A 22,641-nucleotide genomic window follows, 5' to 3' on the forward strand; every position below is an offset into this window, starting at 1 on the left:
GCGCCGAAGTCCCGGGTCAGGGTCGCCCGTTCCCCTTCCGCCCGACAGTCCGGTCCCGGAGATCGATCTCCGAGGCGCTGCCGCGTGAGGATCCGCGCTGGTCGCGCACGTCGACGATCCGGTGAAGCGTGGGTAGCAGCGACTCGGACAGCTCCGGCCCCTTATGCAGGAAAGCGGACGCACCGGAGCGAATCGCAGCGGATCTAACCGTGTCGTCTTGGACGCCGGTGACCATGACCACTGAGGCACCGGGCGCTGCAGCGCGGATCGCCGGAAGCGACGCCAAACCACCCGTTCCCGGCATCGTAAGGTCCAGCACCACGAGGTCGGGTTGCTTGGCCGCGGCGAGATCTGTGCCGGTCTCCCCGGTGTCGGCTTCGCCGACGAGGGCGAGCGACGGGTCGGCGTCGATGAGTACGGAGAAGAGCGCCCGCATGTCCGGATCGTCATCGATTACGACCACCGTGAACGGCATAGAGCTCTACCTGCCCCCCTCCACGTTTCCCTCGGGAAGGACCTGGCATCCCTTCCTGGTGCCATGATCCGGGATCGTTCTCAACACTTCCCCAATCATGCACCAATGTTTTGCTCGCGGCTCGACCGGGATGCCAGGCTTGTGGTGATACAGGCGTACATGTGCCTTCTAGGCGCGAGAAGTGGGGCTTAGTGTTGGACTCGTCCTCGACATCATCGACGGTGGAAACGCGGCCGTGGTGGCGCGCCGGCGCCGCTGCCCTGACCGTCCTGATCGTCGGGCTCGGCACCACTGCAGCGGGGGCGGTTCTCGCGTCGGTCAGCTACCAGCATTCCGAACAGCGCCTCGTGAACCTCGAGGCGAGGCTGTCAGGTTTGGCCCTCACCGGCGCCGCGTCCGACATCCAGCTGCAACTGGCTCCCCCCGCCCGCATCGCCGCCGAGGGCGGAACTGCGAGCGGTATAGAGCGCTCTCTTCCTTCGCCCTTGGCCCCCGGCGGCTTCGCGCTCACAGAGGTCCTTCACGTCTCAGGCTCGGATCCACAAGAAGTGGCCTCCACTGGGCAGGCAGCCGCCTCGGTCGTGTCGTCCCATCAGAGGACGCAGGTGGTCGACGCTGCCGCCGCACACCCGTCGTCACTCGTCGTCGGGCGACTCGGCACCGGCAACTCGCAGCACCTCCTGTACGCCCTGGGCGCGCAGGGGCAAGCGGGTATTTTCGTCGTGTTCGCCGAGCAAGCGGTGCCGGGTGGGCGTCGTGTGAGGGTCGATCCCACCAACCCGGGAGCGAATCTCAACTTCGCGATCTATTTCGGAAGGTCGACCGATGCGGACTCGCTGCTGGAGACGAACGCCGCGCAGCTGCCCATCCGCGGCACCCGGGCCTCGACCACCGTGCCGTTCGGGGACGAATCGCTGAGCCTCGTGATCTCGCCCCGCGACTCGCTCGCCGGCGGGCTGTCCGAGTACGCGATGTGGATGGTCCTCGGCGTAGGCCTGCTGTTCACTGGCGTCGCCGCTGGCCTGGTCGAAAGGACGGCTCGCGGCCGCCGGCACGCCGAGGCGCTCGCCCTGCAGAATCGCGAGCTGTTCGAGGCGCAGCGCGACGTGGCCCAGAGCCTCCAGCACGCACTCCTCCCGAAGACGCTGCCCGACCGTCCAGATCTCGAGATAGCGGTCCGCTACCTGGCGGGGACCGCCGGCATGGAGGTCGGGGGAGACTGGTACGACGTCATCGAAGTGGACGGGAACTCCGTGTTCTTCACGGTGGGCGACGTCGCCGGGCGTGGTCTGGACGCAGCGATCCTCATGGGTTCCCTTCGCAGCGCCATCAACGCGTATGCGGCCGAAGGTGACAACCCGGAGGCGGTCCTCTCGAAGCTCGACCGGCTGGTGGACCTCGCCACGGACGGGCGCTTCGCCACCGTCATATGCGGGCGCATCGACCTCGCGACCGGAGTGATCCGGATCGCCAACGCCGGCCATCCGCACCCACTGCTGGTGCACGACGGCAAGGCAGAGGTGGTCGCGGTCTCCTCCGGGCCGCCCGTCGGCGTCGGCCGGGATTACGAGGCCACCACGCTCTCGTTGCCCCCTGGAGGAGCGCTGCTCGCCTACACCGACGGCTTGGTGGAACGGCGTTCGGAGTCGATCAATCGCGGGATCGACCGGCTTCGAGTTGCGGCCGCCACGACAGGACCGCTGTCGGAGATGCTCGATCGCGTCCTCGACGAGCTCGTGCCGGAGCACCGTTCGGACGACGACGTGGCACTGCTCGGCATCCGCTGGACGCCGTAACGCCGGCGAGCGCCTGAGCGACGGCGGTCGGCCGGCGCTCAGCCGGCGGCCACCGGAGTGGCCGGCGCGCCCCCGGCGTGACCGCCTTGCACCGCGACGTCCTTGGGCACCCTGATCGCGACGATCGAGATCAACAGGGCCACGCCCATCATGATCGACGCCACCATGAACGCCGCGCTGTCCCCGTGCACCTGGGCGGCGTTCAGCAGCGCGGTTGTGGGCGCGTGCCCGGCCTGGATCGCCGACGTGGCGTAATGGCGTGCGGAGGAGATCGCGATCGTGCCGAGCACAGCCAGGCCGAGCGCGCCGCCGACCTGCTGGCCGGTGTTCACGAGTGCCGAAGCGATCCCCGCCTCCTCGGGTGCCACGCCGGACACGGCCGTCACGGTCAGCGGGACGAAGCACTGGCCCATGCCGAGGGCCAGGAGGAGCAGCGGAGCGAGGATGAAGCCGTAGCTCGTGCTCGGCGTGAGCTGGGTCAGCCAGAGCAATCCCGCGAGGGCGAATACAGGGCCGACGAGGAGTGGGATCCGGATCCCGATGCGGGCGAGCCACCGGGAGGTGACGATGGCTGCGAACATGATCCCGAACGTCATGGGCACGAAGCCGAGGCCCGTGCGCACCGCGCTGTAATGGTGGATGTTCTGCAGGTAGAGCGTCAGGAAGAAGAACATCGAGAACACCGCCATCCCGAGGAACAGCATCATCGCGTAGACGCCTGAACGGTTGCGCGACTCGAAGATCGACAGCGGCATCAGCGGAGCGTCAGCGCGCAGCTCAACCCAGATGAACGCTGCGAGCAGAACGCCGGCGGCTATGAGGGGAACGACGGTTCCTGCCGACCCCCACGAGTGGTCGGCGGCGTGGGTGAGCCCGTAGACCAGGCTGAGCATGCCGGCCGTCGCGGTGATCGCACCGGGTGTGTCGAGGCGCCCCGGCTTCGGCTCCGCTTCGACGAGCACACGCGGGGCGAGGATGAGGCCGAGCGCACCGATCGGCACGTTGACGAAGAAGATCCACCGCCACGACACGTAGCTCGTGAGAACCCCGCCCAGCAGCAGGCCGATCGCGCCGCCGGCGCCGGACATCGCGGAGTAGACGCCCATTGCACGGTTGCGCTCAGGACCTTCGGCGAAGTTGATCGCGATCAACGAAAGCGCCGTCGGTGACGCAATAGCTCCGCCTACTCCCTGCAGGCCTCGGGTGATGATGAGCCAGGCCTGATCCTGGGCGAGCCCGCCGAGAAGGGATGCGCCGGCGAAGATGGCTATGCCGACCATGAACATCCGCCGTTTGCCGTAGAGGTCGCCGGTGCGGCCTCCGAACAGCAGCAGGCCGCCGAAAGTCAGTGCATAGGCCGTCACAAGCCATTCCAGGTTCGCGGTCGAGAAGCCGAGTGAACGACGGATCGTCGGCAGCGCGACGTTGACGATCGTGGCGTCGAGGATGACCATGAGCTGCGCGCACGAGATCACCACGAGGGCGAGGCCGGGCCGGCGGTGCACGTGCGAGGGGACCTGAGCGGTGGTGGGGGTCATGGGCGTCCCTTCTTGCCATTCGGTCTTGTGGGGGTCTTTGGGTGCTGGAGCGCTGGGAGGATGACCGAGTCGATCACTGATTCGAAGAACTGCCTGTCCGGGGCGGCACCGGTCTTCATCAGACGGAACATGCACATGCCCGGTATGACGGAGAGGATGGTGTCGAGGTCGGCCGGAACCGCGATGTCACCTCTTTCCACCGCCCGCTGGATTATGGCGGTGGCCATCGCCGGCGGAGCCGACATGGTCCGAAGTGCATCGCGGAGCTCCGGGTTGGCGAGCATCGCCGAGAGCATTCCCGCCATGACGGCGCTGCGCGGGACATGCTCGTCGTCGAGCCAGATCCGCTCCGCGAGAGCCAGGAGGTCGGCCCGGAGCTCCCCCGTGTCGGGAGCCTCCACGCCCTTGAACCCGCTGCATGCGAACGCGTCTGCGACCAGCTCAGCCTTGCTCGTCCAGCGCCGGTAGACGGTCGCCTTGCTCGCCTTGACGCGGGCGGCAACCGCGTCGATGGTCAGGCGGTCGTAGCCGATCTCGGCGACCAGCTCGAGTGCCGCCTGGCGCAGCGCGTCATCGCGGGTGCCGTCGAGCGGGCGGCCGGTACCCCCACGATCGAGCGCTGTTCTCGACATGGAAACGATACTGTCTCGTTTCGTTAAGGAGGTCAATAGGCCTGAGGCGCGCCGGCCGTGCGAGCATGGCTTGCTCAAGGGAGGGATCGGGCGAGTTGGTACTGCAATCGCGGTTCTCGAGGTCGGCGATGGTCTGCAGCATCGACCATCTCGCCTCCCATGCCGGAGTGTCGATCATGAGCCGCGGCGGCAATGCGGTCGACGCCGCCATAGCTACGAACGCGGTCCTCGCCGTCACCAGCCAGCACATGTGTGGCCTGGGCGGTGACCTGTTTGCCCTCGTGCACGAGCCTGGCGCCGCGCGCCCGCACTCACTGAACGCGAGCGGCCGCAGCGGATCGGGTGCGGACCCGGAACACCTGCGCGCCGAGGGACATCGACGGATGCCGGCCAAGGGCGACATCCGGTCCGTGCCCGTGCCGGGATGCGTGGACGGCTGGATGGCTCTGCACGACCGGTTCGGGCGCCTACCGATGGAGACCGTGCTGGATGCAGCCGTCCATTACGCGTCGGACGGTTTTCCCGCGTCGCCGCTTCTGGCGTTCATGGCACCTACCGTGGCAGGTATACGCGGCGGCGCGGACTTCGCTGCCGCGACCGGCGTGGGTGCCGTCGTCCGCCGTCCGGGGGTGGCGCGGGCGCTGGACGCCGTCGCCGGTGACGGCCGGCACGGGTTCTACCAGGGCGAGTTCGGGCAGGGTCTCCTGGAGCTCGGCCGAGGCGAGTACTCGGCGCAGGATCTGATCGAGGGGAACGCCGATTGGGTCGATCCTCTCCATGTCGACGCGTGGGGGAGCCGGGTGTGGACGGTTCCTCCGAACTCTCAGGGTTACCTCGCGCTTGCAGGCGCGTGGATCGCAGACGGACTTCCGCTTCCGCCGGACGCGAATGACCCATCCTGGGTGCACCTTCTGATCGAGTCGGCTCGGGCTGCCGGCTTCGACCGCCCGGACGTGTTGAGCGAGACGGCCGACGGAGCAGCCCTGATCTCCGAGGAACGGCTGTCGCCTCGCCGCGATGAGATCAGGCTGGACAGAGCGGCCGACCTTGGCGGTTCTTACGACGCCGGCGACACCACTTACCTGTGTGCCGTTGACCCCGACGGTTGGGCGGTCTCACTCATCCAGTCCAACGCCGCCGGTTTCGGAGCGGAGCTGGCGGAACCTTCCACGGGGATATTCCTCCATAACCGCGGCATCGGATTCTCACTGCAGCCCGGCCATCCAGCCGAGTACGGGCCGCGAAGGAGACCCCCGCACACGCTTTCGCCGCTCATGGTTACCGATCCGAAGGGAAGCCTGAAGGCGGTGCTGGGAACCATGGGCGGCGACGCGCAGCCGCAGGTGCTCCTGCAGCTTCTCGACCGCCTCCTACGCCTTCGCGAACCTGTTGGTGCGGCGATCTCGGCGCCCCGCTGGATCCTGCAGGCCCGACACCAGCCCCGCGGTTTTGACACGTGGGACGAGCGGGGGGCGGTGCACGTGACTCTCGAGCCGGGGTGCCCCAGCAGCTGGCCGGCGGGGCTGATCGAGCGCGGTCACTCTGCCTCGGTCGCCGGCGCCAACTTCGGGCATGCCCACGCGATCGTTCGCCATGACGACGTCTTAGAGGGCGCCGCCGACCCGCGTGCACTTACAGGGGAAGCGGCAGGTTTCTGAAGGGGCTGCCCGTATCGCCGGCGCTACTGCTGGACGAGGCCGATGGCGTTGCCCTCGGGATCCGCGATCGACGCGATCGTCGCTCCCGCAGGCAGGTCGAACGGCTCGGCGAGAACACGGCCGCCGAGGTCGACCGCCTGCTCCAGCGACGCCTTCAGGTCGCGAACCTGTACGTAGAGGATCACCGCGCTGTGCTCTCCGGCGCGCATGTGCCCCCCGGGCCCGGGCTCGGGGCCCCCGATCCCGGCCGGGATGAACATGATCGGGCCCGGCCCCATCTCCCAGTTGAACATCGCCTTGTAGAACGCCGCTTGGAGATCGGGGTCCCTCGCGACGATCTCCCAGTGCACCACCGGCCTGGCCCAGTCCGCTCCCATGGTCATGAGGGTAGACCCCGCCGGCCGGGAAAGGTATAGGAGGTGTACGGCAAAAAGTGGTGTCGTTTGCCCGCATGCTCATGCCCGAGGCCGGCGGGACCGAAGGGTCCGCCGGGGCGAAAGCTACGGTCAGCCCCCCCACGGAAACTCGCGGGATGACGTGGTGACGGCAGCGAGCGCGTCAGGGTCGGGCTTCACGCCCAGCCCCGGGCCGGTCGGCACACGGATGCGCCCGTCCTCGAGGACGAACGGGGCCGTGATGTCCGTGTGCCAGTAACGGTCCGATGCGGAGATATCACCGGGAAGCGAGAAGCCCGGCAGAGCAGCGAGGGCGAGGTTGGCGGCACGGCCCAACCCGGTCTCGAGCATCCCCCCGCACCAGACGGGCACGCCGTGCGCCGCGCACACATCGTGCACCCGCCGCGCTTCGAGGTAGCCGCCGACGCGTCCCGCCTTGATGTTGACGACCGAGCATGCTCCGCGCGCGATGGCATCGGCCGCCGCACCGGCAGAGGTGATCGACTCGTCGAGGCAGATCGGGGTGCGCACGACCTTCGCCAACTTCGCGTGGCCTGCGACGTCGTCCTCGGGAAGCGGCTGCTCGACCAGCAGAAGGTCGAAAGCGTCGAGCTTGGCAAGGTGGCGCGCGTCGGCGAGGGTGTAGGCGGTGTTGGCGTCGACCTGGAGGAGTACGTCGTCGCCGAAGCGCTCCCTCACGGCTCGCACCGGTTCGAGGTCCCAACCGGGTTCGATCTTCAGCTTGATCCTGACGTACCCGGCGTCGAGGTAGCCCGCCACCACATCGATCAGTTCGCCTACTGACCCGGTGATCCCCACCGACACCCCGCTCGGGACCGACTCGGCCACCGCGCCGAGATGGGCGGCCAACGACTCACCCCGCGCGCACAGTTCCGCGTCGAGCAACGCCATCTCCACCGCCGCCTTGGCCATCGGGTGGCCCTTCACCGCGGCGAGACGCCCCGAAACCTGCTCAGCCGACACCTCCGCGCCGTCCCACAACCGCGGAAGAAGGAACTTCTCGATTACGTCCTGGGCGTCGTCGACGTACTCTGCCGAATACAGCGGCTCGTTCATCGCCACGCACTCGCCCCAGCCATCCGCGTCCGGTCCTTTTACATGAACCAGGAGCACGTCACGCGCGGTCTGCGTCCCGAACGACGTCCGGAACGGCGAGACCAGGGGCATCGCCACCCGGACCAGCTCAACCGCTTCGATCTTCACCGGGACTCCTCTCGAGGATGTAACAGCCGTCTCGGGTGATCGCCGACGCCACGAAACCCGCGTCGATGGCCGCACCCATGGTCTGGCGCAAGGCCTGGCGCCACCTCAGGGCGAGTGCCGGATCGGAACGGCGGATCCCGAGGATGTCGCGAGGCACCTGGCACGACACGACACGAGCCTCTGGAGGCCGGTCGGCCGTCACCACCGGAATGTCGCCGTGGCCGCAGGCGAGCAGGTTCACCGCCGGCGCGCGATCCACCTGAATCGGCGAGGGGGAGGTGCCCGGCTCGACGTCCCACACGGTGAGGCAGCGGTCGGTGGGGTCGCCGGCGTTGATGCCGTCGTTCATGGGCCCGTAGAAGTCGGGCTGGTACTCCTCGATTCGCGCCCCGAGCTTGGTGAGGTTGAACCACGCGTTGCGCTGGACCAGCGGGTCGAACGTCCACGTAATCCGCTCGTAGCCGTGCCCGGCTGCCCAGGCCCGCTGGTGAAGCTTCAGCTCGTACCCGATTCCGCGCCCCTGCCAGGCGTCGAGCACGCCGGAGATGTGCGAGTGGAGATTGCGTGCCGAGAGGTCGCCCCAAGCGAAGGCGAGAGACGCCCCGACGAGCTGATCTTGCTCCCACGCACCTGCGATGTAGTTGCGGGCGTGGGCCATGGCCTTCATCACGTTCATCGGTACCGCGCCGTACTCTTCGCCGCCCCAGATCTGGTTGAACAGACCGAACGCGAGCGAGATCTCCCGAACAGTCTCGAGTTCACGGATCCGGGGCATCAAGCCATCAGAGAAGGCGGCGTACGAGCTCGGTGAGCAGCGCCGCGCGCTCGGCCATGGACGGCACGTGGACCCACTCGCCCTCCCCGTGGGCGTTGCCGCCGACCGCTCCGAGGCCGTCGAGGGTTGGCACTCCGGCGCCGGCGGTGAAGTTCCCGTCCGATCCGCCGCCGACGGCCACACCTTCCAGCGGGCCGAGGCGGAGATCGGATGCGACCTGCGCGGCCAGCTGGAGGAGCCCCGCCGACGAGTCCTTCGGGAACGGCGCGCGGTTGGGGCCGCCTGCGACGACGAGCCTGGTGCCCGGGACCTGGGCGTGGAGGGAGCGGATGGCTGCATCGACTCGATCTTGTTCAGCGATGGTCTCCGCGCGGACGTCGACGTGGAGGAGCGCGTGGGCGGGGACGGTGTTGGTGGTGGTCCCCGCGGCGGCGACGGTGGGGGTGACCGTGGTCCCGACGTCGGGGCGGCCGAGTTCGTTGATGGCGAGCACCTGGTGGGCGAGCTCGACCGTGGCGTTGGCGCCCTTCTCGGGCTCGAGCCCGGCGTGGGCGGCCCGGCCCTCGACGGCGACCTCGTACATGGACGTTCCCTTGCGGGCGATCTTCAGCGCCCCGCCGTCAGCGCTCGGTTCGAGTACGAGAGCCGCCGACGCGCCGGACGCGAGGTCCTCGACCAGCCGGCGGGATGTCTGCGAGCCGAGCTCCTCGTCGGAGGTGAGGACCGCGGTGATCCCGTCAGTGGAGCCGGTCTGGGCGAGAGCGGCGAGAGCGTGGAACATCTGCACGATCCCCGCCTTCATGTCGAACGCACCCGGCCCCGTCGCGCGGTCTGCTGTCTCATCCACCGAGAAAGGCCAGCGCGCGAGCGTGCCGCGCGGCCAGACGGTGTCGAAGTGGCCGACCAGCAGGACCTTCGTCGGGGATGCGCCGAGGTGCCACACCAGGTGGACCCGCCCGTCCTCGGCGTGAACCGTCTCCGCCTTCACGCCGGTGATCCCGTGGCCCAGCTTCTCGATCACCGCGGCGCAGTCGATGATCCCTTCGATGTCGGACGAGCCGGACTCGGCCTCCACGAGGGCGGCGAGCTGCTCGAGCATCGCCGGTTGGCGCTGGCGGAGATCCACCCCGTGAAAGCTACTTGGCGAGGAAGTCGAGCAGAAGCTCGTTCACCTGCCCCGGCGCCTCCCACTGCATCCAGTGCCCCGGGCCTTCGATGCGCTCGTAACGCCATGGCCCGTCGACGAATTCGGCTGATCCGGTCATCTGCTTCTCGGTCAGGGCGAAGTCGCCGCTGCTCCACACGCCCATCGCCGGCGCCTGCACCTTCGGCAGCTCCAGGGGCGGTTCGACGAGGGTGCGCGGGTGGACGTTGGCGCGGTAGTAGTTGAGCCCGGGTGTGAGCGACCTGTTCCGCTCGAGTTCCGCTATCACCGCGTCGGCGTCGGGGTGGCGCGCCCACTCACGGAAGTTCGCCCAGCCGTCGGCGGACAGCCACTGCTCGGCGATCCCCTCGAACTGGAACAGCAGCATGTACCAGGACTTCTCGCGCTGATCGAACCCGGCGCCGGCAAACGACCCCGGGTGGCCCACCGACAGCGCCGCGACCTTCTCCACCCGTTCCGGGGCGAGTGAGGCGATTCCCCACACGACAGCCGCACCCCAGTCGTGCCCCACCACGCTCGCCTTGGCAACGCCGAGGTGGTCGAGCACGGCGCCCATGTCGGCCGCGAGGAACATCAGGTTGTACGAGTCGACCCCGTCGGGCTTACCGGACTTCCCGTAACCCCTGAGGTCCGGGACGATGACCCGGTATCCGGCCTCCGTCAGCGGCCCCACCTGCTTGGACCACAGCCGGCCCGTATCCGGGAACCCGTGAACGAGCAGAACCGGGCTGCCGCCGTCCGGACCCGACACCTCGACGCTGATGGCGACACCACCGCTGTCGACGATCATCCGAGCACCTCCAGCACCTGACTGCGATTAGGTCCCAACTGCGCTCCGCCTTGACCGGCGGCGACGCCCTCCAGCTTGCCCGCCACCACCGGGTCCGCGAGCACCTCGTCGATCCGGCGCAGGCACATCGCCACGTCGATGTTGGCTCGCAGCAGGTCGCCGTCCAGAAGGCCGGAGGTTTCGAGCCGGCGTGTGCCCAGCCATTCCTCATCGTCGGTCTCGTACGGGCGGCCGTCGATCAGCGCGTGAATCTGGTCCAGACGGTGCCGGTCGTAGCGCACAGTCGCGTCGTACCACGGCTGCAGCTCCGACTTCGTCACCTCCGACCACTCGGCGGCGAGCTTCACGGGGTCGAGGTCGCCCGAACGGCGAACCAGGTCGCGAAGCTCGACGGCATGAGTCATGCCGATGCTCACGCCGCGCCCGAGCGACGGGTTCGTGCACGACCATGAGTCAGCGACGGGCAGCAAACCGGTGACCACGGGATGGCCGCCAGGAGCGAAGTCCCGGATGCGGTCCTCGATCTTTGTCATCATCGCCACCCCGTCGTCGATCGGCTCCGCGTCGATCCAGTGCGCGGCCAGCGGGAGCATCCGCACGACCTCCGCCCATTTCGCGGGGTCCATCACGGCGCGCATGGCCGCATCCTTGGAGCTGGCGATCAGCGTCACCGACCAGGTGCCGTTGTCCGCGGGGAGCGTCAGAACACTGATGCTGCCGTAGTCCTGCTTCAGCGACCCGAGCATGAACGGAAGAGACCCGTCGCCGGAACGGAAATGCCGCCCGTAGTAGATGAACCCGGAGTCCTCCAGTGCTTCGCTCGCGCCGCCGGCTCCGATGTCCGACAGCCAGCGAAGCAGCGGAGAGCGCCTGCCGGTGGCGTCGACCACCAGGTCGGCTTCGATCCGCTCACCGTCCTCGAGCTCGACCCCCGTCACGTGCGGCGCGCCACCGCCGGCGGAAGGCGAGGCCAGCAGGCCGGCGACGGCGGCGCCCCGGCGTACGGTCACCCCCGGTGTCTCCTCGGCGACACTGGCGGTGACAGCCTCGACCACCGTGCGCCGACCGGTGATGCAGTCGAACCGGTCATCGCCTTCCCGGACGCCGCCCTTCATCTCGTCGGGGATGTTGGCGACAATGTTGTAACGGCATGCGCCGGCAGCCGTCAGCGCGGCGGCCAGCTCCGGCAGCTCCGCCTCGGCGAGCGAGCGGAACCGCGCGAGGAAGAAGTGGGCGAGACGGAGTTGGTTGACTCCCCGCCGCTCCCAGGATTCCCAGGCCAGGGACGGATCAGGCGGCTCGGCCGGGTCGCGCTCGACGACCAGCACCTCGTGCCCGTCCTGGGCCAGCAGCATGGCGGAGCACAGCCCCATCATTCCGGCCCCAGTCACCAGGACTTTCATGGTGCAAGAGGCTAAACGGCGCTGCCCGCGATGACCAGGCAAAAGACACGATCAGCCACCTTCCCCGTGGCTCAGTCGGCCGGAGTGAACGCCGGCTCTGGCTGAGAATCCGGCTGCCGGGAGCGCACCCGCGGAATCAGGCTGGCGACCGCCACGCCGACGAGGCTGAGCACGGCAGCGACCAGGAACGCACGGTCGTAGCCGGAGGTCAGCGCCTGCTTGACCCCGCGGCTGTGCGCCTCCTGCGCGGCGCGGCTGCTGGCGATGGTCGCGAGCGCAGCGAGGCCGATCGACCCGCCCACCTGGCGCGACGTGTTCAACAAACCTGACGCCAGTCCAGCCATGTGCACCGGCACGCCACCCGTTGCCGTCTGCGCCAGCGGGGTGAACGACAACCCCATCCCGAGCGACGTCAGCAACGTCCCCGGCAGGACACCGAGCACGTAGCTGCTCGAGGCGTGCAACTGCGCGATCCACAAGTACCCGCCGGCGGCTAACACCAGCCCGCCGATGAGCACTGCCGGCGGACCGAAACGACCCACCAACCTGATGCTCGACTGCGCGCCCACCACGATCGCAGCCGCCATCGGGACGAAGAGCAGGCCCGCCTTCAGCGGCCCGTAGCCGTGCACGACCTGCAGGTACAGCGTCAGGAAGTACCACATAGAGAAGAAGCACGCTCCGACCACGAGCATGGTCAGGTTGGCGACGCTCAAAGCGCGCGACCGGAAGAGCGACAGCGGCATCAGCGGTGCGGACGCCACGCGAACCTGGATGAAGACGAACACGCCGATCAACGCTGCAGCCGCAGCGAGCAGCAGGATCGTCCGTGCTGAACCCCAGGGGTGTGTGTCGGTGCTGACGATCGCGTACACCAGCAGCGCCAAGCCGCCGGTTGCAGTGACGGCGCCGGCTATGTCGAGGCGCCCGCCGGCGAGCCGGCGCTCCTCCGTCAGCACCAGGATGGTGAGGACGACCGCGAGCGCACCGATAGGTAGGTTGACGAAGAAGACCCACCGCCAGTTGAGGTAACCGGTCAACAACCCGCCGAAGATCGCGCCCGCCGCCCCGCCGGCGCCGCCGACAGAACTCCAGATGCCGAGAGCTTTGGTGCGCGACAGCCCGTCTTTGAACGTGGTGGTGATGATGGTCAGCGTCGCGGGGGAGAGGATCGCGCCGCCGAGCCCCTGCACCGCCCGGGCTGCCGTCAGCTCGCCGGACGTCTGCGCGATGCCCGCAGCGAGGCTGGCGAGGGTGAACACCCCGAGGCCGGCGAGGAACACCTTCTTGCGCCCGAAGATGTCGGCCGCGCGACCGCCCAGCAGCAGGAAGCCGGCGAAGGTGAGGACGTACGCGTTGACGACCCACTGCAACCCGATGGACGAATAGTGCAGCTCGCGGCCGATCGGGGGAAGGGCGACGTTGACGATCGACACGTCGAGCACGACCATGAACTGGGCCAGGCAGGCGAGCGCCAGGACTGTGTTGTCTGAGCCGTGTCGGGAGCGCAGCCTCGGCATGCGGCGCAGGATACCGGGATCAGTCCTCGGCGAGGATCTGGTAGAGCGACTGCCGGGCCTGGCGCAGCACGGCGGCTGCCCTGTCCACCTGGTCGGCCGTTCCCGACGTCGCGACCTGGCGGGCGGCCATGTGCAGCTGCACCATCGCGTTGCGCGCGGCGAGGCGGCCGCCCATCTCCTGGTTGTCCCAGTCACGGTCTTCGCCACCCGATTGCTCGGCTTCGGTGCGGCCCTCGTCGGTGAGCTCGTAGGTGCGCCGGCCGTCCTGCTCGGACGCCCGGACCAGGCCGGCGTCCTCGAGCATCTGCAGGGTGGGGTACACCGACCCCGGGCTCGGGCGCCACATGCCGCCACTCTTCTCCTCGAGCCGGCGGATCACCTCGTAGCCGTGTGCCGGCCCGTCGACCAGAGCGGAAAGCACCTCTGCTTTGACGTCGCCCCGGCGCATCCTGCGGCCGCCACCGCCCCACGCCCTCTCGAAGAATCGCTGCTCCACTACATCGCCCAGCCGGAAATCGGCCCAAGGCGGACCTCCATGCCGGTGGGACCTGGGTCCTCCATGCCTGCCCATGCTGCATACCTCCTGATCATGACGAGCCGATATTCAGTATCGACTGTCGCCATCATATCGCGATATATCGTTAACGGTTGCTGTTCTTCGGGTCCGGGGGTAGGTTCGGGGCGATGGATGCCGCCGGCGTGGTCACGGACTTCCTGAAGCTGCTCGAGGTGCGCGACGTGGACGCGGCCTGCGACCTTCTGGCGGACGACGTCGAATATATGAACGTGTCGCTGCCGACGATCCACGGCCGGGAGCGGGTGCGGCGGATCTTCACGCGGATGATGGCCCGCAGGTCCGCCGGCTTCGAGGTCTACTTCCACAACGTCGCCGTCGACGGCACGTCTGTGCTGACGGAGCGGACCGACGTGCTCATCTTCGGGCCCGTCAGGGTGCAGATCTGGGTGTGGGGCCACTTCGACGTCGCCGCCGGGCAGATCACCGTGTGGAAGGACTACTTCGACTGGTGGAACGTGGCGGCCGCGACCGTGAGGGGGTTGGTCGGGGCGGTGGTGCCGTCGTTGAGGCCGAGGCCGCCAGTTTTGACGGTCTAGGGAAGGCCGGAGGCGAAGCTCTCGATGAGGCGGGCCAGCTCCACGGGCTGATCTCCTTGGACGCTGTGGCCCGCGTCGACGTGCTCGATCCGCGCGTGAGGCACCCGGCGCGCAAGCTCGGCCTCGTCCGCATCGTCGACCACCGACTGAGGCCTCGTACCCCGCACGAGCATCAGCGGGACCTTGATCTCTGCGAGGGCGTCCCACAGCTCCTTGAAGGTCGCGAACCTGGTTGTGTCGTCCGGTGGTGGTTGAACGCTGCGGTGGCGCGCGTAGCGCCAGACCCAGCTTCCGTCCTCGCGCTGCTCGGCGTTGTGCAGGATCACGCGCCGCAGCGACGCCACGCTGCGGGTCGGGTTGTGCTCGATCGTGCGGGCGAGGATGGCATCGAAGTCGGGAAAGCTCTCCGGGCCGTTCACGAAGGCCGTGATCGCCTGTGACTTCTGGTTGTTCACACCTGGAGTGATGTCGACGAGCACCACGGAGCGCACCAGCTCCGGATGGTGGTGGGCGAGCGCGATGGTGGTGAGGCCACCGAGCGACATGCCCACGACTGTCTTCGCTCGCGGGGCGAGCTCGCGTATGACCTTCGCGACGTCCTCGGCGTTGTCGTGGAGGTCGAGGTAGCCCTTCGCGCCGCCATCGGAGTGCCCGTGTCCGGGCAGGTCGATCGCCAGCGCCGGCCGGTCGAGAGCGAGCAGGACCGTGTCCCAGGTGTGGGCGTTCTGCGCGCCGCCGTGGAGAAACACGACCTCCGGTGCTCTCGTGCCCCAGATCAGGCAGCTGAGCGCGCGGCCGTCTCCGAGTTCGACGCGCTCGCGCCTCACCGCCGGCGGGCCGGGGTAGGCGATGCCGTGCTCCTCGGCGTTCTCGTGGAACATCGCGAACTCGTCGTAAGGGACCATCCGGGTCATGCCGGGGAAACCTACAGGGCGTGGTGGGTTCGGTGCCGGGCGACCCAGAACGGCGAGTCGAGGAGGAGTAGCAGGATCAGCGCTACGCCGGCGGCGCTGACGATGTACCACGGCCACGGCCCGAGAACCTTGAGCAGCGTCCACTCCGAAGGTGGCCGGCGGAGGAACATGTAGTCGGCTCCAGTCGTTGCGTCGACGACGCCGATGAAGGCTGTGTACATGGCAGTGATCGCGAACACGCGGAGGACCGACCCCGGACGCGGCACGTACCGCAGGCCGATCACGAGGAACAGCGCGACGACCACGATCCCGACGTGGCCGACGAGGTACTCGATGAACGCGAGATGCGGGAAGGGAGTGGTCACGTCCGGCGTGGCCACCGCCTGGAGGGTGCCGGCCAATCCCCAGAAGTAGGTCAGCTCGACGAGGGTGGGGCGCGGCCACCAGCAGGCCGCCGCGGCGACGAGGGCGGCGACGTCGCACAGCGCGAGCGGGAGCGAGGTTGACGGCGACCAACCCGAGATGCTCTTCCCGGTCGTGTACATGACGGCGTCGGCCGCCAGAATGAGGCCCAGCACGCGAGCGGCGGTCTTTGTCCAAGGACCGGGCCGCCGTCGTGCCTCGGAACAGAGCAGAGCGCAGCCGGCTGCAGCGACGACGACAGCGGCCCAATACGCCCCCGGTGACACGATGGCGAGCATCTAGGTACCAGCCTCGCGCGGGAGTAGGTTCAAGTCATGGCGTTGGCACGCCTCTTCGCCGCGTGACGGGCTCCCCGGCCCCGGTCATCATCTGAGGACCAGGTGATCATCTGACGATCAGTGCGATGCCGAGAGCGCACGTCGACCACGACAGCGCGACCAGCGCTCGCTCGATCGGCCGCAGGATCGTGTCGCGCGTGATCGCGGTGCTCGATCCGTCCTGGTAGGTCTTCTGGCCGGCGACCCCAACGACGCGCCGCCGCACCTCCCGAGCCTCACTACTCAGGTGCCGTTGCGCGCGTGAGAGGCCGAACGCGTAGACCGCAGCGAGGACGGCAGCCGCGCTCATCGTGCGGGCCTGCGCGTAGTACGCGGTGAGTACCGGGAAGGAGCCCCAGGCGAGCGCGAAGGTGGCGTCGTTGTGCAAGCGGCCACCGGCGAGCTCGAGGTTGTAGGCGAGGACGAGCGCCGCGCCGACCGCGATGAAGATTACGAGCCCCCAGCCGACGCGGTCTATCCCGACGACGCCGAGGACGATCGCCCCGGCGAGCGCGGCTCCCGAAACCGTGGCGAGGGTGCGGGAGGGGATCGTGGTCCCCAGCGGCCTGCCGTGCAGCTCGTCGAGGCCGTGCGCCGCGACCCCGACGGCGAGCGCGAACGCCAGGAGAGTGGCCAGCAGCCGCTCGACCGAAAGGTTGGCCGCGAGGCCGGCGCCGACGAGCACGTAGCCGAGGTGCCACGCGGTGTAGGGCGGGTGCAGGACGCTGATCCAGTCCCTCCCCGGTCCCGCAGCGACCGCGTACCAGGCGGGCCGGACGGCGGGCTCATCCATCGCGGTCAGCCATCGCGGTCATCCACCTGGACGCGGCTGCTTCCGGCCGTGCATGACCAGGCCGCCGCCGAGGCTCATGAGCTTCACGTGCACGTCGGGGATGCCGGCCTGGTTCCAGGCTTGGACGTGCCACTCGAGCGGCCAGCTCTTGTAGTGGTCGGAGATCGACGGCCCGAGGAAGCGCCCCACCTCGAACCACTCGCGGCCGCCGGTGACGAAGCCCGCCGCCGGCAGCACCACCCGGGTGTAGAGCACCCAGAGCGGATGCCAGATCGGCGAAGGCGGCACGTGGAACTCGAGGTTGGCGAGGGTGCCCCCCGGCTTGAGCACCCGCGCCAGCTCGCCGACAGCGGCGGCAGGATCGTCGACATAACGAAGCAGATACGTGAAGGTCACCGCATCGAAGCACTCGTCCGGGAACGGCAGTTGCTCGCCGCGACCGATCAGCAGCGATATCCGCGCGGCGTAGGGGCTGGCGCCGACGTTGGCCGCTCCAGCTCTGAGCATCTCGGGCGTGAGGTCGATACCGGTGACCCACGCGCCTGTCCGCTCCGCCAACTCCAGCGCGACACCCGCCGGCCCCGTGGCGACATCGAGGACCGTCCCCGGCGAGGATGCGACTACTGCGTCGACCATGGCGCGGCGCCACCGGCGGTTCTGGCCGAGGGAGAGGATCTCGGCCAGCCGGTTGTACCTGTCCGGCAGTCCGTCGAAAAGCTCTCTCGCGACGTGATTGGGCTCGAGCCGCGAGTCCCCCGTGTGCATGGGGCTTGTCTGCATGGGGCGCTCCTCTGTGAGAATCTCAACTGTGAGGTGCCTGGGTTTGCTTGACAGCGAGAGTAGGTGACCGCCGACCACTACGACGCGCTGGTCGTCGGCGCCGGCCCGGCAGGCAGCATCGCCGCCCTCGTCCTCGCCCGCGCCGGCGCCAGGGTGGCCCTGGTCGACAAGGCGCGGTTCCCGAGGGACAAGGCATGCGGGGATCTCGTCGGCCCCCGAGGTGTGCAGACCCTCACCGATCTCGGCATCGAAGTCGCAGGGCCGCGGGTCGGGGACATGGAGGTCGTCGGGCCGTCGGGGCGGCAGGTGCTGCTGCGCGCCTTTCCCGGCTTGACCTACCCGGGACACGCCTTGGTGGTTCCCCGCGTCGAGTTCGACGACCAGTTGCGGCAGGCGGCGATCACAGCCGGCGCCGCGCAAGTTGCCGGCCGGGCTTCATCCCCGTTGTTCGGCGAATCGGGGGAGCTTCGAGGGTTCTCCGTGGACGCGGAAGACACCTCAGGGGCGGGGAAAGACCGGCCCTTGCGCTTAACGGCCGACGTGGTGGTCGGAGCGGACGGCGCCACGAGCCGGGTCGCCGCCGCGGCCGGACTCGTCAACGAACGGCAGGTGTTGTGGGGCTTCGCCGTGCGCAGCTACGGGGTCGTCGACCCGCCGCCGCCCTTGCCGCGGATCTACTTCTGGGAGCCGCAGCGCTGGTCGGGCTACCCGGGATACGGGTGGGTGTTCCCGGGGTCGGGTGGGACCTTCAACGCCGGTGTCGGGGTCGGCGCCCGAGGTGACCGGCGGGTCGGGATGCGCGCGTCCAAGGACCTCCCGGCGTTCCTCGCGTCGGCGGGCATCGACCCGGGCCGCGCCGGCCGGCCTCTCGGGGGGTGGCTGAAGATGGGCATGACCGGCACAATCCCCGCCGGCGGGCGGACACTCCTCGTCGGCGACGCGGCCGGGCTGGTGAACTCGCTCCAGGGGGAAGGCATTTCGCAGGCGCTCGGCAGCGGCCGATGCGCCGCCGAGGCGATCCTGTCGGCCGGCCCGGGTGGAGCCGCCCGGGTGTACAAGGCCGACCTCGCGCGGCTCTACGCCCCGTACGCGTGCGCGACCGCGCCCATCACCGCGTGGATGCTCCGCCATCACCGGGCCGTGTCGGGTCTCGGAAGGGTCCTCACCAATCCCGCAGCCGCGGCGATCCTCGCCGGCGGGTGGTCGGTCTACTGGAACGACCTCCTCGACGGTGCCTCCCCAGGTCGTGCCCGCCGGACTGCTGCGGTGGCGGCGCGGGCAGCCGGGTTGCTGACTGCCCGCGCTTCGGATCGTCGCTGCGTGCTCGAAAGCCTGGAATCATCCGCGGCCGGAGGCCAACTGTGCCCGGAACCCGGCGACGGTGGCCTCGACGACACGGTCGTGACCCCATCGCAAGAAGGGGTACGCCAAACGGGCGGCGACCCGCATCGGTAGCTGCTTCATCTCGAGCGACCAGCCCACTAGCGCGACCGTCCTGCTCCCATCGGGCCCATAGGGTTGCAGCCGCAAGCTGGCGGGCCCGTCGAGATCGCCGGTCACCGCGGCGTCGATGAGCTGCCCCGGCAGGCACCGGCCGAGCTCGACTGCTACCCGCATCCGGTAGGGGACAGGCGGCGCGACCGTTCCGCGCAGGACCGAACCGGTTCGCAGCCCACCGCCGTCCAGCTTCAGGTCACCGAGCCACTTCCACCAGAGCTCGAACTGATCGATCCGCTCGATCGCCGCCCACAACTCGAGCGGGGCGACCGGGAACGTGAACCTGCCGGCGTAGTCCATCACGTAGCAGGACGCGACCACCCCGGCGATGCTACGACCGCCCCGTGCCTATGCGTGACCGACAGCCGGCGAGTTCAGCGGTTCCGGGCCTCGCGGTAGGGGAGTCCCTTCGCGGGGTCGGGGTCCTTGGGCAGTCCGAGGAACCTCTCCCCGAGGATGTTGCGCTGGATCTGGTCGGTCCCGCCGGCGATGGACTGCCCCGGGACCGAGATCAGTATCTCGGCGATCACCCCCTGCAGCGGGCTGAGCGGATCGTCGCCGGCGAGCATGGCGCCGGCACCGGCGATCATGGCGTGGACCTTGGCTGCTTGTCTCGCCACGTTGCTCAGCGCGAGCTTCCCGATCGAGCCCTCCGGACCCGGGGGGCGCCCGATCGCTCGGCTGGCCTTGGCACGCTCGGCAGTCCACTGGCTGGAGCGGTGCAGGGCGAGGAGGCGCGCGATCTCCTGGCGGACGAGGGGATCGCGCTCGACGCCGGCTGTGCGCGCGTGCTCGACGACCAGGTCGGCACGGCCGGCCCGCTGGGGGTACCACGAGTAAACCTTCGAGATCTCCGCGGCTTCCTGGCGCGCCTCGTCGAGCGCCTGCCCGGGGTCGACGCCTTCGAAACGACCCAGTTCGGCGAACAGGCTGAACCGGCGCTCGTGCGCGAGAGTCGCGAGCGCGGCCGTCCAGCCCTGGTTGACCTCGCCGACGACCCAGTCTCTCGGGATGCGGGCGTCGGTCAGGAACACCTCGTTGAACGAAGCGTGATAGTTCATCTGGCGCAGCGGCCGTACCTCCACGCCCGGCTGCTTCATCGGCAGGACGAAGTACGTGATCCCCTGGTGCTTAGGAGCGTCCCAGCTGGTGCGCGCGAGCAGCATCCCCATGTCGGCGTGATGGGCGCTGGTGTTCCAGACCTTCTGCCCGTTGACGATCCACTCGTCGCCGTCGAGCAATGCAGTCGCGGTGAGTCCCGCGAGGTCCGAGCCCGCTGAGGGTTCGCTGAACAGCTGGCACCACACCTCCTCTCCTGTCAACAGCGGTCGAAGAAATCGCTCCCGGGTACTGTCAGGCCCCTGCTCGAGAATGGTCGGCCCAGCCAGCCCAGCCGGCCCGGTGGCGACCGATGAGACGGCGCCGCACCTGTGGATCTCGCTTCTAACCACGTCGTCCGTCCACGCCGGCAATCCCTTCCCGTACCACCTCTCGGGCCAGGACGGAACCGCCCAGCCGGATTCGACGAGCTGCTCCCTCCACGCCCGCAGCGATAGGGATGGGTCCCAGGTGGCCTCGACCCACGAACGCACCTCGGCGCGCAGGTCCTCCTCCGTCGTCAGGGTCGAAGTCGTGTCACGGGTCATCCGATCGCACGCTACTTCGGTCACGGAGCACGTGAAATGTTGGGTGACCCCGGAGCCGGGTTATTCGACCGGCAGCTTCCCTCTCGACCACGAGGCCCCCGCGGCGACCAGGCAGGCGACGATCGCGAACAGGAACGCCTCGGTGAGTCCCGAGTGGAACGCCGACGAGATCAGCTTCGGGAAGTACGAGTGGCCGGTCAACGCCGCCCGGTTGGCCGCCGAGAGATGCCCCAGCGCCTGCGACCCCACAAGGGTCTGGATGGGGTTGTAACCCAGGAAGGCGGCGAACAACACCGACACCGGCGGCAGATGCCCGACCCGCGCCGCGACCGAAGGATCGACGCCGTGCTGGATCAGACCGTGAGTCAGGTCGGTCGAGAGCGCCGATGACAGCCCGAGGATCATCAAGGTGAAGAAGATCCCGATACTCAGCACCTGGGCCGAGTTCTGGAAGGTTGCTTGCATGCCGCCACCGACACCTCTTTCTGCGGGAGGCAAGCTGTTCATCACACCTGCACGGTTGGGTGAGGCGAACGCCCCCATCGAGATGCCGCTGAGCAACAGGATGAGCGCGAACTGCCAGTAGGAGAAGTCGACGGGAAGCAGCAGAAGGAACGCGAACGACACCGCGGCGCCGACCATGCCGCCGGTCGCGAACGGCCGCGCGCCGAAACGATCGGACAGGAATCCCGACGCGGGCCCGGCGACCAGGATCCCGAATGTCAAGGGCAGCATGTAGATGCCTGCCCACAACGGAGTGTTCTCGAAGCTGTAGCCGTGCTCGGGCAGCCAGATGCCCTGCAGCCAGATGATCAGCATGAACATCAGGCCGCCGCGCCCGATCGCCGACAGGAAGCTCGACAGCGTGCCGGCGGTGAACGCCCGGATCTTGAACAGCGGCAGGCGGAACATCGGGTTGGCGACGTTGAGCTCGATGATGCAGAAGGCAATCAGGCAGCCGACGCCGACGGCGAGCTCGGTGATGACCTTCGGGCTCGTCCAGCCCATGTTGTGACCACCGGCCGGCTCGATGCCGTAGGTGATCCCGATCATCAACATGGTGAGCCCGACCGCGAAGGTGGTGTTGCCGGCCCAGTCGATAGGCGCCCGTTTGCGTATCCCGCGCTCCTCGAGCTTCATGTACGCCCACACCGTGCCGAACAACCCGAACGGCACCGACACGAGGAACACGAGACGCCAGTCGATCGGCCCGAGGATCCCGCCGAGGATGAGACCGATGAAGGTTCCGCTGATGCCGGCGATGTTGTTGATCCCGAGGGCCAGCCCGCGCTGATTGGGAGGGAACGCGTCGGTCAGGATTGCCGACGAGTTGGCGACCAGGAACGCCGCGCCGACTCCCTGCGCGAGACGCCCGATGATCAACCAGAGCGCGCCCGAACGACCCTTCATCGGATCGATGGTCAGCACCAGCGACGCGACCGTGTACACGACGAACCCGAGGTTGTACATCCGCACCCGGCCGAACATGTCGCCGAGGCGGCCCAGGGATACGACGAGCACCGACGATACGATCAGGAACCCGAGGATCATCCACAGCAGGTAGAAGCTGTTGCCCGGCGCGAGCGGGTCGAGCCCGATGCCCCGGAAGATGTCGGGCATCGCTATGAGCATGATCGACGAGTCGAGCGTTGCCAGCAGGACGCCGACGGTCGTGTTGGACAGGGCGATCCACTTGTAGCGGTCGTTGTGGGTGCCGGCGAGCTGGGGGGCCGGGAGGTTCGTGATCTGCTGTTGGCCGACTGTGGTCACCGGAAGAGCTTTCGAAC

Annotated in this window: 22 protein-coding genes; 4 read left to right on the forward strand and 18 right to left on the reverse strand. The window is 68.6% G+C overall.

Going from position 1 to position 22,641, the window contains the following annotated elements:
• Window positions 1-16: 16 nt before the first annotated feature.
• Window positions 17-475, reverse strand: coding sequence for a response regulator transcription factor (locus VNF71_01325; protein ID HVA73191.1), 459 nt, complete (start codon window positions 473-475; stop codon window positions 17-19).
• A 221-nt stretch (window positions 476-696) separates the two neighbouring features.
• Between VNF71_01325 and VNF71_01330 the strand changes: the two genes are divergently transcribed.
• Window positions 697-2,271, forward strand: a complete 1,575-nt coding sequence (locus VNF71_01330) for a PP2C family protein-serine/threonine phosphatase (GenBank protein HVA73192.1) — start codon at window positions 697-699, stop codon at window positions 2,269-2,271.
• A 38-nt stretch (window positions 2,272-2,309) separates the two neighbouring features.
• On the opposite strand, the gene VNF71_01335 is transcribed toward VNF71_01330, so the two are convergent.
• Window positions 2,310-3,809, reverse strand: coding sequence for an MFS transporter (locus VNF71_01335; GenBank protein HVA73193.1), 1,500 nt, complete (start codon window positions 3,807-3,809; stop codon window positions 2,310-2,312).
• On the reverse strand, window positions 3,806-4,441 hold the full coding sequence (locus VNF71_01340; GenBank protein HVA73194.1) for a TetR/AcrR family transcriptional regulator: 636 nt from the start codon (window positions 4,439-4,441) through the stop codon (window positions 3,806-3,808). Before VNF71_01340 ends, VNF71_01335 begins: the two co-directional genes overlap by 4 nt.
• Before the next feature lie 95 nt (window positions 4,442-4,536).
• Between VNF71_01340 and VNF71_01345 the strand changes: the two genes are divergently transcribed.
• On the forward strand, window positions 4,537-6,099 hold the full coding sequence (locus tag VNF71_01345) for a gamma-glutamyltransferase (protein ID HVA73195.1): 1,563 nt from the start codon (window positions 4,537-4,539) through the stop codon (window positions 6,097-6,099).
• 23 nt (window positions 6,100-6,122) lie between these two features.
• On the opposite strand, the gene VNF71_01350 is transcribed toward VNF71_01345, so the two are convergent.
• The 8 genes from VNF71_01350 to VNF71_01385 form a co-directional block, all read right to left on the reverse strand.
• Complete coding sequence (locus VNF71_01350) at window positions 6,123-6,476, reverse strand: VOC family protein (GenBank protein HVA73196.1); 354 nt, start codon at window positions 6,474-6,476, stop codon at window positions 6,123-6,125.
• 129 nt (window positions 6,477-6,605) lie between these two features.
• Window positions 6,606-7,718 carry an o-succinylbenzoate synthase gene (gene menC, locus VNF71_01355; GenBank protein HVA73197.1) on the reverse strand — a complete coding sequence of 371 codons (1,113 nt, stop codon included), beginning with the start codon at window positions 7,716-7,718 and terminating at the stop codon, window positions 6,606-6,608.
• Window positions 7,699-8,493, reverse strand: a complete 795-nt coding sequence (locus VNF71_01360) for a GNAT family N-acetyltransferase (GenBank protein HVA73198.1) — start codon at window positions 8,491-8,493, stop codon at window positions 7,699-7,701. The genes menC and VNF71_01360 overlap by 20 nt, the downstream gene beginning before the upstream one ends.
• Window positions 8,494-8,500: 7 nt before the next feature.
• Window positions 8,501-9,619 carry a M20 family metallopeptidase gene (locus tag VNF71_01365; protein HVA73199.1) on the reverse strand — a complete coding sequence of 373 codons (1,119 nt, stop codon included), beginning with the start codon at window positions 9,617-9,619 and terminating at the stop codon, window positions 8,501-8,503.
• Window positions 9,620-9,629: 10 nt separating this feature from the next.
• Window positions 9,630-10,448, reverse strand: a complete 819-nt coding sequence (locus VNF71_01370) for an alpha/beta hydrolase (GenBank protein ID HVA73200.1) — start codon at window positions 10,446-10,448, stop codon at window positions 9,630-9,632.
• Window positions 10,445-11,851, reverse strand: coding sequence for a tryptophan 7-halogenase (locus VNF71_01375; protein ID HVA73201.1), 1,407 nt, complete (start codon window positions 11,849-11,851; stop codon window positions 10,445-10,447). Before VNF71_01375 ends, VNF71_01370 begins: the two co-directional genes overlap by 4 nt.
• A gap of 71 nt (window positions 11,852-11,922) precedes the next feature.
• Window positions 11,923-13,371: an MFS transporter gene (locus VNF71_01380; GenBank protein ID HVA73202.1), complete on the reverse strand. Its 1,449-nt coding sequence runs from the start codon at window positions 13,369-13,371 to the stop codon at window positions 11,923-11,925.
• A gap of 19 nt (window positions 13,372-13,390) precedes the next feature.
• Entirely contained in the window at window positions 13,391-13,942 is a 552-nt protein-coding gene (locus tag VNF71_01385) for a PadR family transcriptional regulator (GenBank protein ID HVA73203.1), read from the reverse strand.
• Between the two features lie 77 nt (window positions 13,943-14,019).
• Here VNF71_01385 and VNF71_01390 point away from each other — a divergent pair, with 77 nt between their 5' ends.
• Window positions 14,020-14,484, forward strand: a complete 465-nt coding sequence (locus VNF71_01390) for a limonene-1,2-epoxide hydrolase family protein (GenBank protein ID HVA73204.1) — start codon at window positions 14,020-14,022, stop codon at window positions 14,482-14,484.
• On the opposite strand, the gene VNF71_01395 is transcribed toward VNF71_01390, so the two are convergent.
• The 4 genes from VNF71_01395 to VNF71_01410 all read right to left on the reverse strand — a co-directional run bounded on the left by VNF71_01395 (window position 14,481) and on the right by VNF71_01410 (window position 17,711).
• Window positions 14,481-15,398, reverse strand: a complete 918-nt coding sequence (locus VNF71_01395; protein ID HVA73205.1) for an alpha/beta hydrolase — start codon at window positions 15,396-15,398, stop codon at window positions 14,481-14,483. The genes VNF71_01390 and VNF71_01395 overlap by 4 nt on opposite strands.
• A gap of 11 nt (window positions 15,399-15,409) precedes the next feature.
• The gene (locus tag VNF71_01400) at window positions 15,410-16,099 is read right to left on the reverse strand and encodes a TIGR02206 family membrane protein (GenBank protein HVA73206.1); all 690 of its coding nucleotides are present in this window, start codon (window positions 16,097-16,099) and stop codon (window positions 15,410-15,412) included.
• A gap of 106 nt (window positions 16,100-16,205) precedes the next feature.
• The gene (locus VNF71_01405) at window positions 16,206-16,931 is read right to left on the reverse strand and encodes a hypothetical protein (GenBank protein HVA73207.1); all 726 of its coding nucleotides are present in this window, start codon (window positions 16,929-16,931) and stop codon (window positions 16,206-16,208) included.
• 18 nt (window positions 16,932-16,949) lie between these two features.
• Window positions 16,950-17,711, reverse strand: coding sequence for a class I SAM-dependent methyltransferase (locus VNF71_01410; protein ID HVA73208.1), 762 nt, complete (start codon window positions 17,709-17,711; stop codon window positions 16,950-16,952).
• A 63-nt stretch (window positions 17,712-17,774) separates the two neighbouring features.
• Between VNF71_01410 and VNF71_01415 the strand changes: the two genes are divergently transcribed.
• Window positions 17,775-19,166, forward strand: a complete 1,392-nt coding sequence (locus VNF71_01415) for a geranylgeranyl reductase family protein (GenBank protein ID HVA73209.1) — start codon at window positions 17,775-17,777, stop codon at window positions 19,164-19,166.
• Here VNF71_01415 and VNF71_01420 read toward each other — a convergent pair.
• The 3 genes from VNF71_01420 to VNF71_01430 are packed head-to-tail and all read right to left on the reverse strand — an operon-like array spanning window position 19,050 to window position 22,624.
• Complete coding sequence (locus tag VNF71_01420) at window positions 19,050-19,529, reverse strand: hypothetical protein (GenBank protein HVA73210.1); 480 nt, start codon at window positions 19,527-19,529, stop codon at window positions 19,050-19,052. The two genes, VNF71_01415 and VNF71_01420, sit on opposite strands and share 117 nt — an antisense overlap.
• 53 nt (window positions 19,530-19,582) lie before the next feature.
• Window positions 19,583-20,854, reverse strand: coding sequence for an acyl-CoA dehydrogenase family protein (locus VNF71_01425; protein HVA73211.1), 1,272 nt, complete (start codon window positions 20,852-20,854; stop codon window positions 19,583-19,585).
• A 60-nt stretch (window positions 20,855-20,914) separates the two neighbouring features.
• Window positions 20,915-22,624 carry an MFS transporter gene (locus tag VNF71_01430; GenBank protein ID HVA73212.1) on the reverse strand — a complete coding sequence of 570 codons (1,710 nt, stop codon included), beginning with the start codon at window positions 22,622-22,624 and terminating at the stop codon, window positions 20,915-20,917.
• Between the last annotated feature and the right edge of the window lie 17 nt (window positions 22,625-22,641).

This window comes from Acidimicrobiales bacterium (assembly GCA_035533095.1).
In the GTDB taxonomy this organism is placed as follows: domain Bacteria; phylum Actinomycetota; class Acidimicrobiia; order Acidimicrobiales; family Palsa-688; genus DATLUM01.